14 protein-coding genes are annotated in these 16351 nt (G+C 57.8%); 5 read left to right on the top strand and 9 right to left on the bottom strand.

Annotation, left to right across the window (positions count from 1 at the left end):
- Positions 1–85: 85 nt before the first annotated feature.
- From FVV99_RS15160 to FVV99_RS15145, 4 genes are read left to right on the top strand one after another with little or no spacing between them, the layout of a single operon-like run.
- Positions 86–937, top strand: coding sequence for a prepilin peptidase (locus FVV99_RS15160; protein WP_148254936.1), 852 nt, complete (start codon positions 86–88; stop codon positions 935–937).
- Positions 934–1566, top strand: a complete 633-nt coding sequence (gene coaE / locus FVV99_RS15155; protein ID WP_148254935.1) for a dephospho-CoA kinase — start codon at positions 934–936, stop codon at positions 1564–1566. Before FVV99_RS15160 ends, coaE begins: the two co-directional genes overlap by 4 nt.
- Before the next feature lie 43 nt (positions 1567–1609).
- Positions 1610–1837: a DNA gyrase inhibitor YacG gene (gene yacG, locus FVV99_RS15150; RefSeq protein WP_148254934.1), complete on the top strand. Its 228-nt coding sequence runs from the start codon at positions 1610–1612 to the stop codon at positions 1835–1837.
- 49 nt (positions 1838–1886) lie between these two features.
- A complete protein-coding gene (locus tag FVV99_RS15145) occupies positions 1887–2765 on the top strand; it encodes a DNA replication terminus site-binding protein (RefSeq protein WP_148254933.1) in 879 nt (292 codons plus the stop codon).
- A 71-nt stretch (positions 2766–2836) separates the two neighbouring features.
- Here the strand turns inward: FVV99_RS15145 and sthA are convergent, their stop codons facing one another.
- The 9 genes from sthA to FVV99_RS15100 form a co-directional block, all read right to left on the bottom strand.
- Positions 2837–4228, bottom strand: a complete 1392-nt coding sequence (gene sthA / locus FVV99_RS15140; protein WP_148254932.1) for a Si-specific NAD(P)(+) transhydrogenase — start codon at positions 4226–4228, stop codon at positions 2837–2839.
- 150 nt (positions 4229–4378) lie between these two features.
- Complete coding sequence (gene nqrM / locus FVV99_RS15135; RefSeq protein ID WP_148254931.1) at positions 4379–4636, bottom strand: (Na+)-NQR maturation NqrM; 258 nt, start codon at positions 4634–4636, stop codon at positions 4379–4381.
- A 141-nt stretch (positions 4637–4777) separates the two neighbouring features.
- Positions 4778–6010, bottom strand: coding sequence for an NADH:ubiquinone reductase (Na(+)-transporting) subunit F (gene nqrF / locus FVV99_RS15130; protein WP_148254930.1), 1233 nt, complete (start codon positions 6008–6010; stop codon positions 4778–4780).
- A gap of 40 nt (positions 6011–6050) precedes the next feature.
- A complete protein-coding gene (gene nqrE / locus FVV99_RS15125) occupies positions 6051–6671 on the bottom strand; it encodes an NADH:ubiquinone reductase (Na(+)-transporting) subunit E (RefSeq protein WP_148254929.1) in 621 nt (206 codons plus the stop codon).
- A complete protein-coding gene (locus tag FVV99_RS15120) occupies positions 6672–7340 on the bottom strand; it encodes an NADH:ubiquinone reductase (Na(+)-transporting) subunit D (protein WP_148254928.1) in 669 nt (222 codons plus the stop codon).
- A gap of 2 nt (positions 7341–7342) precedes the next feature.
- Positions 7343–8119, bottom strand: coding sequence for a Na(+)-translocating NADH-quinone reductase subunit C (locus tag FVV99_RS15115; protein WP_148254927.1), 777 nt, complete (start codon positions 8117–8119; stop codon positions 7343–7345).
- Positions 8116–9342 (bottom strand): NADH:ubiquinone reductase (Na(+)-transporting) subunit B, encoded by a 1227-nt coding sequence (locus tag FVV99_RS15110; protein ID WP_148254926.1) that lies wholly within the window; start codon positions 9340–9342, stop codon positions 8116–8118. The genes FVV99_RS15115 and FVV99_RS15110 overlap by 4 nt, the downstream gene beginning before the upstream one ends.
- Positions 9342–10691: a Na(+)-translocating NADH-quinone reductase subunit A gene (locus FVV99_RS15105; RefSeq protein ID WP_148254925.1), complete on the bottom strand. Its 1350-nt coding sequence runs from the start codon at positions 10689–10691 to the stop codon at positions 9342–9344. Before FVV99_RS15105 ends, FVV99_RS15110 begins: the two co-directional genes overlap by 1 nt.
- A 270-nt stretch (positions 10692–10961) precedes the next feature.
- Entirely contained in the window at positions 10962–12425 is a 1464-nt protein-coding gene (locus tag FVV99_RS15100) for a glyceraldehyde-3-phosphate dehydrogenase (RefSeq protein WP_148254924.1), read from the bottom strand.
- A gap of 227 nt (positions 12426–12652) precedes the next feature.
- Here FVV99_RS15100 and mfd point away from each other — a divergent pair, with 227 nt between their 5' ends.
- Positions 12653–16102: a transcription-repair coupling factor gene (gene mfd, locus FVV99_RS15095; RefSeq protein WP_148254923.1), complete on the top strand. Its 3450-nt coding sequence runs from the start codon at positions 12653–12655 to the stop codon at positions 16100–16102.
- Positions 16103–16351 lie beyond the last annotated feature (249 nt).

Raw genomic sequence — 16351 nt, 5'->3', positions numbered from 1 at the left:
TGCAGAAAGCGACGAGCATCGAGAGTCGATTTTCACTTCCGCATGAGCACGCAGGCATTCTTGAAACGACACGCAGGAGACTGATTTGAGCGTCGAACTCCCCTCCCCCTTGCTTTGGCTTCTGACCCTTCTCCTGGGACTGTGTCTGGGCAGCTTCATGAATGTCGTGATCACCCGGGTGCCGGTGATGTTGATGCGAAGATGGCGTGCCGAAGCGCGCGCGGCCCTCGAATTGCCCGCGGAAGAGACCTCGACGTTCAATCTGTTGACACCGTCGTCGATGTGCCCCCGCTGCGAGTACCCCATCACCTGGCGCGACAAGCTGCCGTTGGTCGGCTATGTCCTGTGCCGAGGCCGATGCGCTCAGTGTCAAACGCGCATCAGTCCTCAGTACCCATTGATCGAACTCGCCGGCGCGGGGCTGACGGTGGCCGTGGTCGCCATTCATGGTGCGTCACTCGCTTCATTGATGCTCATCGGGGTCTGCCTGGCGCTGCTGGCGCTGGCTGTCATCGACTTTCGTACCCAGTTGCTGCCCGATGCCATCACCCTCCCCCTGCTCTGGGCGGGACTGGGCTACCATCTCTGGTTTCAGCCACTCTGGCTAGCGAATGCCGTCATTGGTGCCATGGCGGGATATCTGGTGCTGTGGGGGTTTTACTGGCTGTTCAAGCTGCTGACTGGAAAGGAAGGCATGGGCTATGGCGACTTCAAGCTGCTTGCCGCTCTCGGCGCCTGGCTGGGATGGCCATTCCTGCCGCTGCTGCTCATCCTCTCGGCCGGTCTGGGTGCCATCATCGGACTCACCATGCAATTCGCCATGCCCCGCCTGCGTGGCATGCCCATACCGTTTGGTCCGTTTCTCGCCATGGCCGGATGGATCGCGATACTCTTCGATAGCCATCTCATGTCGCTGTATCAGGGTCTGCTGCTATGAACCAAGGAACTCGCCCTCCCATCATCGGCGTGACCGGCGGCATTGCCTCGGGCAAATCGACCGTGGCCAGAGCGTTCGCCGACCGCGGCATTCCCTGGGTGGATGCCGATGACGTCGCTCGCGACATCGTCGAGCCCGGTGAGCCGGCGCTGGCCGATATCGTCGACCATTTCGGTACTGGCGTATTGCAACCTGACGGTCGGCTCGACCGACGCGCTCTACGTCAGATCGTCTTTAACGACAGTGAGGAGCGTCGCCGGCTGGAATCGATCACTCACCCACGCATCCGTCGACGTCTGCGTGACGAGCTCGACGACATGGCCGATCGCCACCCGCCCTATCTGCTGCTGGTATCGCCCCTGCTGCTGGAATCCAGCCAGCAGGAACTGGTGGATCGCATTCTCATCGTCGATATACCGGAAAGCCTGCAGATTGCTCGTACCGTCGAACGCGATGCGGTTGACGAAGCTCAGGCACACGCCATCATCGCCGCCCAGATACCGCGCGCCGAACGCCTCGCACGCGGCGATGACATTCTGGATAACAGTGGCGACACTCAGGCACTCGAATGCCAGATAGACGAACTGGACCGACGATACCGTGCTTTGGACTTCCCTCTTTCGTCTTGATTCGGCATCCTTGTCGACATATTCAGTCAGCGACCGGAATCCCATGAACCAACGAACCTCTACGCGTCCCCTGGAAGTGGCCTGCCCTCAATGCCACAAGAAAGTGCAATGGACCGACGACAATCCGCATCGTCCGTTCTGTTCCAAGCGCTGCAAGATGCTCGACCTCGGTGCCTGGGCGGACGAATCGCACCGCATTGCCGGGGAACCGGCCATGGACGAAACGGAGATCGACGAGATGATTCTGCGTCAGGAGCGAGGGGAAGAGTGAGTCGCTTCTGCAGGTCCAGAGTGAGGGTATCCCTGGTGCCGATATCGACATGACCACTGGGCAACAAGCTCCCGAATACCGGCTGCTCGCGGAACTCGAAGCCAAATTCGATACGCTCATCGAACGTATCGAAGAACTCGTGATTCAGTATCGACGTTCGAACGTGGCGGCCTGGGCTCTGCATACGCCGACTCCCGATGCAGAGTGGCTGCACGGTGTATTGACCGATTTCTGGTATCGGGATGGCCAGGATGGACGCGCCACGCGCAGTTATGTCGGCCTGATCGCCGCTGACGACGCGTTATTGACACACGTCGCCCGGGTCAATACGGCCAAGGCCGACTTCAGTGAATTACTGGCCACCATTCGCGAGACAGTCCCGACACTGATCCATGAAATCAAGGCAGTGCTTCCTTTTCGCCATCCCGCGCTACACAACCATTTGCGCGGCCAGGGACTGGCACGCCTGCACCTCAAGCAATGCTGGCGGGCCCTCCCCGTTGCCGATGCTCCCCTGGCCCGGATACGTCTTGCCTGGTACGCCAGTGGACGCTCGATCAAGAAGCTGTCCGTAAAAGACGTCGAACGCAAGCTCATGGGCCTTGATACGGATGCCGCTCATGTCCGTATCCAGCTCGAGCGACTGGCAGGGATACCGGATAGCGAGCCACTGGCCCAGGTCCAGACCCAGGCACCTCTCATGCGGGCCAACCTGTTCTTTCAGGCGCCGTTGGCGGACGGACGACTGCGACGTGCCATGAACGTCGCTCTGCCCTTGTTCATTCCCAGCGACGATGGACGATTGCCCGATCATAACACTCCGCCGCCGACCCCCAGAGAACAGCGTACCCGTGCCAAACGCAGTGACGAGCGGCTCGAAGACGAGGTATTCCTGCCCAGCCTGAGGGTGTATCGATACAAGAGGTGACGAAGGGAGAAGCGTAGCGCGTAGTCGCCAACCTTCCCCCTTCACGCTTCAGCACACTGCACGGTATCGACTCAAAACAACCGATTCAGGCCATTCTGAGCCGCGACACGGTAGGCTTCGGCCATGGTCGGGTAGTTGAAGGTCGTGTTGATGAAGTACTTGAGAGTGTTGGCTTCCCCTTCCTGCTGCATGATCGCTTGTCCGATATGCACGATTTCGGACGCTTGGTCGCCGAAGCAGTGAATTCCCAGAATCTGTAGCGTATCGCGGTGGAAAAGGATCTTGAGCATCCCGACGGTATCGCCGGTAATCTGCGCACGGGCGGTGTCCTTGAAGAATGCCTGAGCCACTTCATAAGGCACCTTGGCTTCAGTCAGTTCTCGTTCGTTCTTGCCGACCGAACTGATTTCCGGAATGGTGTAAATTCCCGTCGGGACATCATCGACGACACGGAAGTCCTCATCGAGCAGATCATCGCTGGCATTCTTGCCCTGGTCGTAAGCGGCACTCGCCAGACTCGGCCACCCGATGACATCCCCCACGGCGTAGATATGGGGAATGGCCGTACGGTAGTGCTCATCGACTTGCAGTTGACCGCGTCCATTGGGTTCCAGACCAATCGTTTCCAGCCCCAGATTATCGGTATTGCCGGTACGTCCATTGGCCCACAGGAACGCATCCGCACGCACGCGCTTGCCCGACTTCAAATAGACGACGACACCGGAATCATCCGGTTCGACGCTCTCGTAGTCTTCCTGGTGTCGGATCAGCACACCATTCTGACGAAGATGGTAGGACAGGGCATCACTGATTTCGTCATCGAGGAACGACAACAGCCTGTCACGCGAATCGATCAGGTCGACCTTGACGCCCAATCCGGAAAAGATCGATGCATATTCGCTGCCAATGACACCGGCACCGAAGATGGCCAGGGTACGTGGAGTATGCGACAGGCCGAGGATGGTATCCGAACAGTAGATACGAGGGTGGCGAAAGTCGATGTCCGGCGGACGATAGGGGCGCGAACCCGTGGCGATGACGAACTTCTGGGCATTGATCTCTTCGACACCTTCGTGATTGTCCCTGACGATCACGGTATGCTCATCCCGGAATCGCGCCGTACCGAAGAATACCTCGATCCGGTTTCTCGCATAGAAACGGGTACGCATTTCGACCTGCTGGTCGATGGTGACGCGAGAACGGTCCAGTACGCGGGGGAAGGAAAACCAGCGTGGCTCGCCGATATCGCGGAACATGCGGTTGGTGTTGAACTGCATGATCTGCTTGACCTGATGACGAAGCGCCTTGGAGGGAATCGTTCCCCAATGAGTACAATTGCCTCCCACAGCCTGCTGTTTCTCGATGATGGCAACTCGTTTGCCATGCTTGGCGGCATTGATAGCCGCACTCTCACCGGCGGGGCCTGTACCGATCACCACCACATCGTAATTATGGACTGCCATCTGCTCTCGTTACTCCCTTCTGATCCCTCGTATCGGTTATACGCCGACTGGATTTTCGAACATACCCCACCCTTTCCTTGACTCGTTCAAGGAATCTCGACATTACCGCGCAAGAGAAAGACACGGCCACGACAGCCTCATGAGACGGCATCAACGACGTGTCGCGTCATACCCTAGATCGGTGCCACGATTTTCATCGCTCATGCGGCGAGCGCTGCTTCCACGCTTACGGCTCTCTTCTTCACAGACCTTGTCGTTACCGCCGCAGACTTCGCAGCCCTCTTTCATACCGATCTGGTTGAGCCCCCCACAAGAGCCGGCAATAGGCTTGCGCCCCATGATCACGCCGATGGCCATGACTGCCATCAGCAATAGCATGAATCCCAACACCAGTAACCAAGTCGTCATACGACCTCCTCATGGCTCGCTTGCCTGTCGCCATATGACAGGTTCTTCCTTCCTGAGACAAGCAAAACACGGCAACGTTTGACTTGGCGGGCTGCCAACGATAAGGGCCGACCCCAAGGTCGGCCCTTATGCTGGGTGGCATCAACCACCAAAGTCGTCCAAGGCAATGTTCTCGGGCTCGACCCCCATATCGATGAGCATCTTGATCACCGACGCATTCATCATCGGCGGCCCGCACATATAGTATTCACAATCCTCGGGTGCCGGATGATCCTTCAGGTACATGTCGTAAAGCACATTGTGAATGAAGCCTGTCGGACCGTCCCAGTTGTCATCCGGCAATGGATCGGACAAGGCCAGATGCCATTCGAAGTTGTCGTTCTCTTCGGCAAGCTGGTCGAACTCTTCGTTATAGAAGGTTTCGCGCCAGCTACGCGCACCGTACCAGAATGAAATCTTGCGCTTGGTCTCGAGCCGCTTGAGCTGGTCGAAGATATGGCTACGCATGGGCGCCATACCGGCACCACCGCCGATGAACACCATCTCCGCATCGGTTTCCTTGGCGAAGAACTCGCCAAACGGCCCCATCACCGTCACCTTGTCGCCCGGTTTCAGGCTGAAGCAGTAGGTGGACATCAAGCCGGGTGGATGACCAGTTCCCGGAGGCGGCGTCGCGATACGGATATTGAACTTGAGGATCCCCTTTTCTTCCGGGTAGTTGGCCATCGAATACGCCCTGATGACTTCCTCATCGCTCTTGTGGGAGACATCGAATAGATTGAATTTCTCCCAATCCTCGCGATATTCCTCTTCGACCTCGAAATCGGAGAATTTGACATCATAAGGCGGAGCCACCAACTGGACATAACCGCCGGCACGGAAATCAACGTTCTCGCCCTCGGGCAAACGCAGGTTGAGCTCCTTGATAAAGGTAGCGACGTTGGGATTGCTGATGACTTCGCACTCCCACTTCTTGACGCCGAACACCTCTTCGGGCACTTCGATCTTCATGTCCTGCTTGACGGGCACCTGGCAGGACAGCCGCCAACCTTCTTTCTTCTCACGCAGAGTAAAGGCCGATTCTTCGGTCGGCAGAATCGCGCCTCCCCCTTCTGCCACACGGCATTTGCATTGTGCGCATGAGCCGCCACCGCCACAGGCAGATGACAGGAAGATGCCGTTGGCAGCCAACGTTTGCAGTAACTTGCCGCCGGCCTGCGTCTGAATCGTACTGTCGGGATCGTTATTGATCTCGATGGATACATCACCGCTACTGACCAAGCGGCTGCGCGCAGTGAGGATGATCAACACCAGTGCTAACACCACCAGCGTGAACATGCCTACACCGAGCAAGATGACAGTCGTATCAACCATGTCGGGTTCCTAATTCTTGAAGCCTACGCATCGTGAAGCCTTATAGCTGCACGCCGGAAAAGGACATGAAGCCCAGTGACATCAACCCTACGGTGATAAAGGTGACGCCCAAGCCCTGCAGACCTGCCGGCACATCACTGTACTTGAGCTTTTCACGAATACCTGCCAACGCAGCAATGGCCAATGCCCAACCGAATCCGGCACCAAAGCCATAGATCACGGACTCACCGAACTCGTAGTTGCGCTCGACCATGAACAGGGTTCCGCCGAGGATCGCACAGTTCACGGTAATCAGCGGCAGGAAGACACCCAGGGCGTTATAGAGCGCCGGAACGTATTTATCGAGAAACATCTCGAGAATCTGTACGAGTGCGGCGATAACACCGATATAGCTCAACAGTCCCAGGAATGAGAGGTCGATATTCTCGGCACCTTGCAGCCCCGTCCAGGTAAGCGCGCCTTCTTCCAGCAAGTACGTCAGGATCAGATTGTTGACCGGCACAGTGATGGTCAACACCACGATCACGGCAATGCCCAGACCAATGGCCGAGGAAATCTTCTTGGATACGGCCAGGAAGGTACACATGCCCAGGAAGAACGCGAGCGCCATGTTTTCGACGAACACCGCCGCAATGAACAGGCTCAGGTAATGTTCAAACATTTACACGGCCTCCTTCGGCTGAGTGTTTTCCTTCATCTCGAACTGGTTCTCTTCGACCTGCTCCGGATGGAACGCACGGATCACCCAGATCATCAGACCGATCACGAAGAAGGCCGACGGCGGCAGCAGCATCAAGCCATTGGGTACATACCAACCACCATCCTGCACAGGTGCCAGCACCGTGAAACCGAACACGCTGCCGGAGCCCAGCAGTTCACGGAAGAAACCGACGACCATCAGGACCATGCCGTAGCCGAGGCCATTGCCGATACCGTCGAGGAACGACAGCACCGGGCCATTCTGCATGGCAAACCCTTCGGCACGTCCCATGACGATGCAGTTGGTAATGATCAACCCGACGAATACCGACAACTGCTTGGACATTTCGTAGGCGTAGGCCTTGAGTACCTGATCAACTACGATGACCAGCGACGCAATGATCGTCATCTGCACGATAATGCGGATAGACGAGGGGATGTGTTTGCGGATCAACGAGACGAACAGGTTGGAAAAGGCCGTTACCGCGATGACCGCCAGTGCCATGACCAGCGACACGCTCATGCTGCTGGTCACCGCCAGCGCCGAACAGATCCCCAGGATCTGCAGGGCGATGGGATTGTTCTGGAAGATCGGCGTTAACAGAACGCCTTTGGGAGTTGCGGCTGACATGATTACGCTCCTTCCGACGAATCACGGAACCTGTCGAGGTAAGGGCCGAAGCCATCCTCGCCAAGCCAGAATTGCACCAGATTGGTGACGCCGTTACTGGTCAAAGTCGCACCCGACAGTGCGTCGACTTCGGTCTCGCTACTGGCACCACCTTTCACCAGTTCGATATCGGGCATACCGTCGTCTTCGATGTCATCGTACGCCTTTTTGCCCTCCCACTTGGCTTTCCAGCGAGGGTTGTCGACTTCACCACCCAGTCCCGGGGTCTCGCTATGCGAATAGAACGTGATACCCACAATGGTATTGCCATCACCTTCAAGTGCCAAGAAGCCTCGCATCAATCCCCAAAGTCCTTGGCCACGCACCGGGACCACGATCTGTTCGGGGTCCTCTTCATCGCCCACCAGGTAGACGATCGAGTACTCCTCCTGACGTGACAGTCCGGCGATGTCTTTTTCCCCGGACAGCGTACGGGACTGCGCGGGATCACGCGCCGATTCGTAGGGGCTGAACTTTTGCGGTTCGCGCTCTTCGGAGTACTCGCCCGTACTCAGCTCCACCACACGAGGAGTGACCTGCTCGAACTGTTCGTCGACCGGCACACCCGGTTCGAGCAGGTTGGCAACTTCCAGAATGTTGCTGCGACGATCGTTCTCCTGATTGGCCTGCTGCTGGGGGCGTAGTGCCACGGCAGCGGTGGAGACGATCACCGAGCAGACGATGCAGAGCGCGAAGGCGACGATCAACGTTTGCTTGATCGAGTTGTTACTGGCCATCAGGCAGTCTCCTCGGCCACGGCGCCGGTACGCTGTTCACGGCGCTTGATATTGGCCTGCACGAAATAGTGATCAATCAGCGGGGCAAACAGATTGGCGAAGAGAATCGCGAGCATGATCCCTTCCGGGAAAGCCGGGTTGGCCACACGAATCATGACCGTCATGGCACCAATCAATATGCCGAAGATCAAGCGGCCGGGATTGGTCATCGATGCCGACACGGGATCCGTGGCCATGAAGACCATGCCAAACGCGAAGCCTCCAACGACCAGATGCCAGTACCACGGCATGGCAAACATCGGATTCGAGTCGGATCCAGCCAGATTGAACAGTAAGCTGGTGGCTACCATGCCAATGAATACACCCAGGATGATTCGCCACGATGCAATCTTGGTCCACACCAGCACCAGCATGCCGATCAGAATGGCCAGTGTCGATGTTTCACCCAAGGAACCCGGAATGAACCCGAGGAACGCATCCCACCAACTGTACTGGCTGCTCAAATCAGCCATACCATTCTGGAAAGCGATCGATAGTGGTGTGGCTCCCGTATAGCCATCCGCCGCAACCCAGATGGAATCCCCGGAAAGCTGTGCAGGATAAGCAAAGTAAAGAAACGCCCTTCCCGTCAAGGCCGGGTTGAGGAAGTTCTTGCCCGTGCCTCCAAAGATTTCCTTACCGATCACTACACCGAAGGTAATACCCAGCGCCACCTGCCATAGCGGTGTCGTGGCAGGAAGAATCAACGCGTAGAGTACCGACGTCACGAAGAACCCTTCGTTGACCTCGTGACCACGCTTGACAGCGAACAACACTTCCCAGAAACCACCGACGACAAACGTCACCAGGTAGATGGGCAGGAAATAGGTGGCCCCAAGCACGAAGTTCGACCAGATGCTGCCCGCGTCATGACCGCCCGCAAGCAGCATCAGGATCGCTTCACGCCATCCATCCATCGACTCGTAGCCATTGGCGATGGCGGTATTGGCCAACCAGCCGGCGTTCCACATGCCGAAGAACATGGCGGGAAACGTACACGCCCATACCGTGATCATGATGCGCTTCAGATCAACGCCATCACGCACATGAGCGGTGGTCTTGGTGACATCGGGTGGCGAATAGAAGATCGTATCGACGGCTTCATAGAGCGGATAGAACTTCTCGTACTTGCCCCCTTTGTGAAAATGGGGCTCTAGATTGTCGAGTGTCTGTCGGATCCCCATCATCAGGCCTCTTTCTCGATCGTGGTGAGGTTATCGCGCAAGATGGGACCGTATTCATACTTGCCCGGACACACATAGGTGCACAGCGCCAGGTCCTCTTCATCCAGCTCCAGACAACCAAGCTGCATCGCCGTTTCGATATCGCCGACGATCAGCGAACGCAATAGCTGCGTCGGCAGGATATCCAGTGGCATGACGGCTTCGTAATTGCCCACCGGCACCATGGCTCGCTCGGACCCATTGGTCGACGTATCCGGTGCGTAATTGGACAATCCCAGAAACTTGGACACATAGATGCCCATTACGGAGTGGCGTTTGAACCCGGGAGACAACCACCCCATGAAGGCGCGTTTGTTGCCCTCCTCGAGCAAACTGACCTGGTTGTGGAAACGTCCCAGATAACGCAGGCTGCCTTCGGCAGTGACACCGGAAAACACCGAACCGGAGATGATCCGCGTGTCATCCGGATTCACGACCTCGCCTTGCAGCAATTCATCGATACTGGCGCCCGTTCGGGTGCGCAGCAAGCGTGGATTCTCGGCACGCGGACCGCCGACGGCAATCACCCGCTCCGTATCGAGACGCCCTTCAACGAACAGTTTGCCGACCGCGATCACATCCTGATAACCGATATGCCAGACCTGCTTGTGCAACGCCACCGGTGAGAGATGATGAATGTGTGTGCCCACCAGTCCGGCCGGATGCGGACCGCTGAATGTTTCTACCTGAACGTCCTGAACATCACTGCCCGGCAGAGTGGCATTCGGAGATTGACACAGGAACACCTTCCCTTGCGTCAACCGCGACAATACCTTGAGCCCCTGCTCGAACGCCTGCGGCTGCTCATTGATGATCAAGGCAGGGTCGGAACATAGCGGATGGGTGTCGATTGCCGTGACGAAAATGTTCTCGGGCTCTGAATCAAGCGCTGGCGTGCGCGAATAGGGCCGTGCGCGCAAGGCGGTCCATAGTCCGGACTCGACGAGCTGGTCGACCACTGTCTGGCGCTCCAGCTCGTCGATGTTATCGGCGCCATGAGCCGTGAAGGTCTCGGCCTCTTCCTGCTCCGCCACCTCGATGACCACCGACAACAAGCGACGCTTTTCGCCTCGGTTGATCGCCACGACCTTGCCGGCCGCGGGCGCGGTGAAGCGCACTCCTTGAATCTTCTTGTCGGTAAAGAGCAGTTGGCCCAGCTTGACGGTGTCTCCCTCCCGTACCTCCATGGTCGGCTTCATGCCGACATAGTCGGTGCCCAGGACAGCCACGTAGCGAACCGGCCGCGCATCCTCTATACGCTGGTCGGGCGCCCCCGCGATAGGGAGATCCAGGCCTTTTTTGACTTCGATCATAGTCTCGCCCAGTTGTGGATCTGATATATACCAGGAAAGGGGTTCGGTGAACGCACAGACGAGCAGGCACCAAGACAGCCGGCCCAGTCGGACGTCACGGTGTTCGAATTTTTCGTATCAGAAGGTTGTCGTTACGGCCCGAGGATACACGAACCGCCACCAAAAATCCTGAGCATTATAAAGAGATAAGGCCGGAAAGGCCACACGGTAAGCAGGGATAAATCCGGATGGCTGCGGGTGTCGTCACACCCGCAACGCATTCAGAGAAGATCAGTCGCGGTCTTCGGGAAAGGCCAGGAAACTGACGTTGGACATGTGCTGCAACCCACGCACGACCTGGCAACTGTAGCCGTATTCGTTGTCATACCAGACATAGAGCACCACGCTCTTGCCATCGGCGATAGTGGCTTTTGCATCGACGATTCCGGCATGGCGATTACCGACGAAATCGGAGGAAACGACTTCAGGAGAATCGACATAGTCGATCTGCTTCTGCATCGGCGAATGGATGGCCATGCGGCGCAGATAGTCATTCAGGCTATCCTTGTCGACCTCTGAGTGCAGTCGAAGGTTGAGTATCGCCATCGACACATTAGGTGTCGGCACACGGATGGCATTGCCGGTCAGCTTACCGTCCAGTTCCGGAAGCGCCTTGGCCACGGCCTTGGCCGCTCCCGTTTCGGTCAGAACCATGTTCAACGGGGCACTGCGGCCGCGACGCTCCGCCTTATGATAATTATCGATCAGGTTCTGATCGTTGGTATAGGCATGTACGGTTTCGACATGGCCGTGTTCGATGCCAAAGTGGTCATTGACGGCCTTGAGCACGGGCACGATGGCATTGGTCGTGCACGATGCCGCCGACACGATACGGTCGTCGCTACTGATATCACCGTGATTGATGCCATAGACGATGTTGGGAATGCTGCCTTTACCCGGGGCCGTCAGAAAGGCCTTGGAGGCGCCGTTGCACGCCAGGTGCTGCCCCAAGCCCTCCTCGTCGCGCCATAGGCCGGTGTTGTCGACCACAATGGCATCGTGGATGTCATACTGCGTGTAATCCACGTCACGCGGAGAGTCGGCATAGATGACCTTGATGTAATTGCCATTGGCAATCAGGGCACTATTATCGCTATCCACGGCAATGGAGCCGGCGAACGGACCGTGCACGGAATCACGACGCAAGAGACTGGCCCGCTTCTCGAGGTCCTTGGCCAGATCCCCCCGTCCCCGTACCACGATGGCGCGCAGGCGCAGTAGATTTCCCCCGCCGGCTTTCTCGATCAGGATGCGCGCCAGAATACGACCGATACGACCAAACCCATAGAGGACCACATCCTTGGGTTTGCCGTTACCCATCTGGGCATCGTGCTTGCCGACGATTGCAGCCAGCTCGCGTTCGATGAATGCCTTGGCATCGCCGCTTCCCTCTTGCTTGAAGGCCACTGCCAGTTTGCCCACATCCACATGCGCAGGCCCCAGATCGAGTTCGGCCATCGCCTTGACCAGGGGAAAGGTATCGCGAACACTGAGTTCCGTGCCCTCGACCTTCTTGACGAAACGATGATCCTTCAGGATGCGAATCACCGACTGATTGATCAGTGAGCGGCCAAACAGCGATGTCACGATGTTGTACTGGCGATAGAGTCGTCCCAGCAGAGGGATCATCTCTTCGGCCAGAACTTCGTTGCTCTGCCATTCTTCGAAAACGCTCTCGAGCTTTTGCTGACTCACGTGGGCCTCTCTTTCGTCGACGGAGTGATTCGCGTGGTTGATCGGGCACGCTGACGTACCCATGTATAATGACTCGTTATTATCTGGGTGACATTGCACCGCCGCAATCGAAGGATGGTCGCACTCGCTGTAGGGGTATTACAGAAATCGAGGGTTGACTACACGTTTCCAATGAGGCTGGTATCATCACCGATCCCGTAACCAAGTCAGCGACACGATTCGACACAATGCCAGAATTTTCGCCACTCGCCCCACCGCAGCCAACGGGGATTCGCGACACTCTCTACTGGCACGCCCCGGAAGGTAGTGCAACAGCACTGGCGCTGTCCCGTCTGGCCGACGATGCGCCATTACTGGTCGTCACGTCGGATACGGCAGCGGCCCAACGCCTGGAAAGTGAACTGGACTTTTTCGCCCAGGTACCGGTCATGCCATTTCCGGACTGGGAGACGCTTCCCTACGATAGCTTTTCGCCGCACCAGGACATCGTGTCCGCCCGACTCAAAACGTTGCGGCGACTCCAGGATGCCCGTCACGGCATCGTCCTGGTTCCCATCAATACATTGATGCAGCGCCTGTCGCCGGTGGATTATATCGCTGGGCGCGTCATGACGCTGGAGATCGGTACCAAGCTGGACCGGGAGCACTTCCGGGAAACGTTGTCCCGCGCGGGCTACCGTGCCGTGGAAACCGTTTATGAACCGGGGGAGTATGCACTGCGCGGCGCCTTGATCGATCTCTACCCCATGGGTACGGAGCAACCCTTACGCATCGACTTGTTCGATGATGAAATCGATACACTCCGTCACTTCGACCCGGATACCCAACGTAGTCACGACAAGGTCGAATCGGTGGAGCTGCTGCCCGCCCATGAGTATTCGCTGTCACGCTCGGCCATCGCCTGTTTCCGCGAAGGATTCGAGACGCTGTTCGACGTCGATCCGCGCCAATGCCCATTGTATGTCGATGCACTCAAGGGCATTCCCTCGCCCGGCCTGGAACAGTATCTGCCCTTGTTCTTCGAGGAGACTGCCACCCTCTTCGATCACCTTGCCGATACCACCCGTGTCGCCTTGTTACCAGGCGTCCATGACGCCGCCGAGCATCACTGGTCTGCCATCCAGAGCCGTTATGAGAACCTGGGGGTCGATCCGACACGCCCCTTGCTGCCGCCAAGCAAGGCATTCGTTCCGGTGCCGGAAATCTTTGCCGCCATCAAGAGCCGCCCACGCGTCGAATTGGTCGACGACGAAGAACATCCTCATGCGCATGCCTCGCTCACGGCACCACCGCCGTCAGTCGCGCTCAATAGCCGTGCCCAGCGCCCATTGGCGGCTTTGGAACGCTTCCTGAACGCAGCGACACAGCGTCGCGTCCTGTTCGTTGCCGAATCCAGAGGGCGGCGAGAAGCTCTCGAAGAGACGCTCGCACCACTCCACCTGGAGTTGCCCCATGCCGATGACTGGCACGATTTCCTGAACCGGGACCTGTCCAAGGCGATTACCGAAGGTGAGCTGGATACCGGGCTGACCCTTGATGAGCCCGAACTGACGGTGATCACCGAGACGGAGCTTTTCGGTGACGTGGTCCGGCAAAGCCGGCGCCGTGAGAAAGCCACTGATGACAATGAGTTGGCCATCCGGCATCTATCGGAGCTCAAGCCGGGCGCCCCGGTCGTCCATCAGACCCACGGTGTTGGCCGCTATATCGGCTTGGAAGCCTTGGAGGCCGGCGGCCAGGCCGCCGAGTTCGTGACGCTGGAATATGCCGACGGCGCGCGTCTTTACGTCCCCGTCGACAGCCTGCATCTGATCTCACGTTATGCCGGCGCCTCCGATGAACTCGCTCCGCTGCACAGACTCGGCTCGGATACCTGGGACAAGGCCAAGAAGAAGGCGGCCGAAAAGGTGCGGGACACGGCAGCGGAATTGCTCGATGTCTATGCGCGGCGTGAGGCCAGGCAGGGGTACAGCTGCGACCCGCCGGGCGACGAGTATGCCCGCTTCGCCGGCAGTTTTCCTTTCGAGGAGACTCCCGACCAGCGTGCGGCCATTCACGCCGTCATCAATGACATGACGGCTCCTCAGCCCATGGATCGGGTGGTTTGCGGCGATGTCGGCTTCGGCAAGACCGAAGTTGCCATGCGAGCTGCCTTTCTGGCCGTGCACTCCGGACGCCAAGTCGTGGTATTGGTACCCACCACCCTGCTCGCACAGCAGCACTATGACAATTTCCGCGACCGCTTCGCCGATACCGCCGTCCAGATTGAGTTGATCTCTCGCTTTACCGGCGGGAAGAATCAGCAAGCGACCCTGGAGCGTATTCGCGACGGGCGCGCCGATATCGTGATCGGTACCCACAAACTGCTGTCCAAGAGCATGCAGTTTCCCAACATGGGCTTGCTGGTGATCGACGAAGAACACCGTTTCGGGGTTTCCCAGAAAGAAAAACTCAAAAGCCTGCGCGCAGAGGTCGATATACTGACCCTCACTGCCACACCGATTCCCCGCACCTTGAATATGGCAATGAACGGCATACGTGATCTATCGATCATTGCCACGCCACCGGCCCGGCGCCTGTCGGTCAAGACGTTCGTTCAGCAGCGCGACGAATCCGTCATCAAGGAAGCCATCCTGCGCGAGATACTGCGTGGCGGCCAGGTGTATGTGCTTCACAACGAAGTGAAAACCATCGAGACCACCGCCGAGCAGGTCCGTGAACTGGTGCCCGAAGCGCGTGTCGGCGTGGCCCATGGGCAACTGCCGGAACGTTCGTTGGAACGCGTGATGTCGGATTTCTATCACAAGCGGTTCAACGTGCTGGTATGTTCGACGATCATCGAGACCGGGATCGACGTACCGACCGCCAATACCATCGTCATCGAACGGGCCGACAAGTTCGGGCTCGCCCAACTGCACCAGTTGCGTGGCCGTGTCGGTCGTAGCCACCACCAGGCCTATGCCTATCTGCTGACACCGCCGCCCAAAGCCATGACCAAGGACGCCACCAAGCGTCTCGAGGCGATCAGCCAATCCGAGGATCTCGGCGCCGGCTTCACGCTGGCCAGCCATGATATGGAGATTCGCGGTGCCGGGGAATTGCTGGGCGATGAGCAGAGCGGGCAAATGGAAACCATTGGTTACAGCCTGTATATGCAGATGCTCGAGCGTGCCGTCAAAGCGATCCGTGACGGCAAGACCCCCAACATCGAAGCGCCACTGGACGAGGGGGTCGAGATCAGCCTCAATGTGCCCGCACTGATTCCCGACGATTACCTGCACGACGTTCAGCAACGTCTGGTCATGTACAAGCGCATTGCCAGCGCCGACGATGAAGCCGAGCTCAAGGAACTGCAGGTCGAGCTGGTCGACCGCTATGGCCTGTTGCCGGAACCGGTCAAGAACCTGATGCGTCTGACACGCCTGCGTCAGCGCGCGGAACGCCTGGGCATATCACGCCTGGAAGCCGGGCCAGAGCATGGCAGGGTGAGCTTTTCCGGTAGCACGAGCGTCGACCCCATGACGCTGGTCGGGATGATTCAGAAGGATCCGGTACATTACCGCCTGGATGGCGCCGATACGCTGCGTTTCGAGGGTGACATGGAGAGCCACGAAGCGCGTTTTCAAACCGCCGAGGACTTGCTGGAACGCCTGAACGTCAAGACAGCGGCGGCTTGACCGCCGCTACAAGATGTCTGCATTCCATCATCCGTTGAGCTGCCATGTAATGCGCACGCCCACCCGGGCATCACGACTATGGCTTTCCAGATCCTTGTCACTCAAATTGGCTGCTTGAACAAGGTGACGGCATTATCGGAAACCCTATAATAATAATCTACCCGACGTTGCAACTGGAAACCCAATCAGGAATAAAATTGACCATCCCCTGGATGGCAAGACATTAAATGATTGGACGATCAATTCATA

Origin of the sequence: Aidingimonas lacisalsi, assembly GCF_008079445.1 — a bacterium.
Taxonomy (GTDB): Bacteria; Pseudomonadota; Gammaproteobacteria; order Pseudomonadales; family Halomonadaceae; genus Aidingimonas; species Aidingimonas lacisalsi.
This window is presented reverse-complemented; position numbering and strand designations above follow the sequence as displayed.

Bases quoted from the DNA above. Each gene is read 5' to 3' on its own strand.
- coaE (WP_148254935.1), top strand. From the start codon at position 934: ATGAACCAAGGAACTCGCCCTCCCATCATCGGCGTGACCGGCGGCATT.
- yacG (WP_148254934.1), top strand. From the start codon at position 1,610: ATGAACCAACGAACCTCTACGCGTCCCCTGGAAGTGGCCTGCCCTCAA.
- FVV99_RS15145 (WP_148254933.1), top strand. From the start codon at position 1,887: ATGACCACTGGGCAACAAGCTCCCGAATACCGGCTGCTCGCGGAACTC.
- sthA (WP_148254932.1), bottom strand. From the start codon at position 4,228: ATGGCAGTCCATAATTACGATGTGGTGGTGATCGGTACAGGCCCCGCC.
- nqrM (WP_148254931.1), bottom strand. From the start codon at position 4,636: ATGACGACTTGGTTACTGGTGTTGGGATTCATGCTATTGCTGATGGCA.
- nqrF (WP_148254930.1), bottom strand. From the start codon at position 6,010: ATGGTTGATACGACTGTCATCTTGCTCGGTGTAGGCATGTTCACGCTG.
- nqrE (WP_148254929.1), bottom strand. From the start codon at position 6,671: ATGTTTGAACATTACCTGAGCCTGTTCATTGCGGCGGTGTTCGTCGAA.
- FVV99_RS15120 (WP_148254928.1), bottom strand. From the start codon at position 7,340: ATGTCAGCCGCAACTCCCAAAGGCGTTCTGTTAACGCCGATCTTCCAG.
- FVV99_RS15110 (WP_148254926.1), bottom strand. From the start codon at position 9,342: ATGATGGGGATCCGACAGACACTCGACAATCTAGAGCCCCATTTTCAC.
- FVV99_RS15105 (WP_148254925.1), bottom strand. From the start codon at position 10,691: ATGATCGAAGTCAAAAAAGGCCTGGATCTCCCTATCGCGGGGGCGCCC.
- mfd (WP_148254923.1), top strand. From the start codon at position 12,653: ATGCCAGAATTTTCGCCACTCGCCCCACCGCAGCCAACGGGGATTCGC.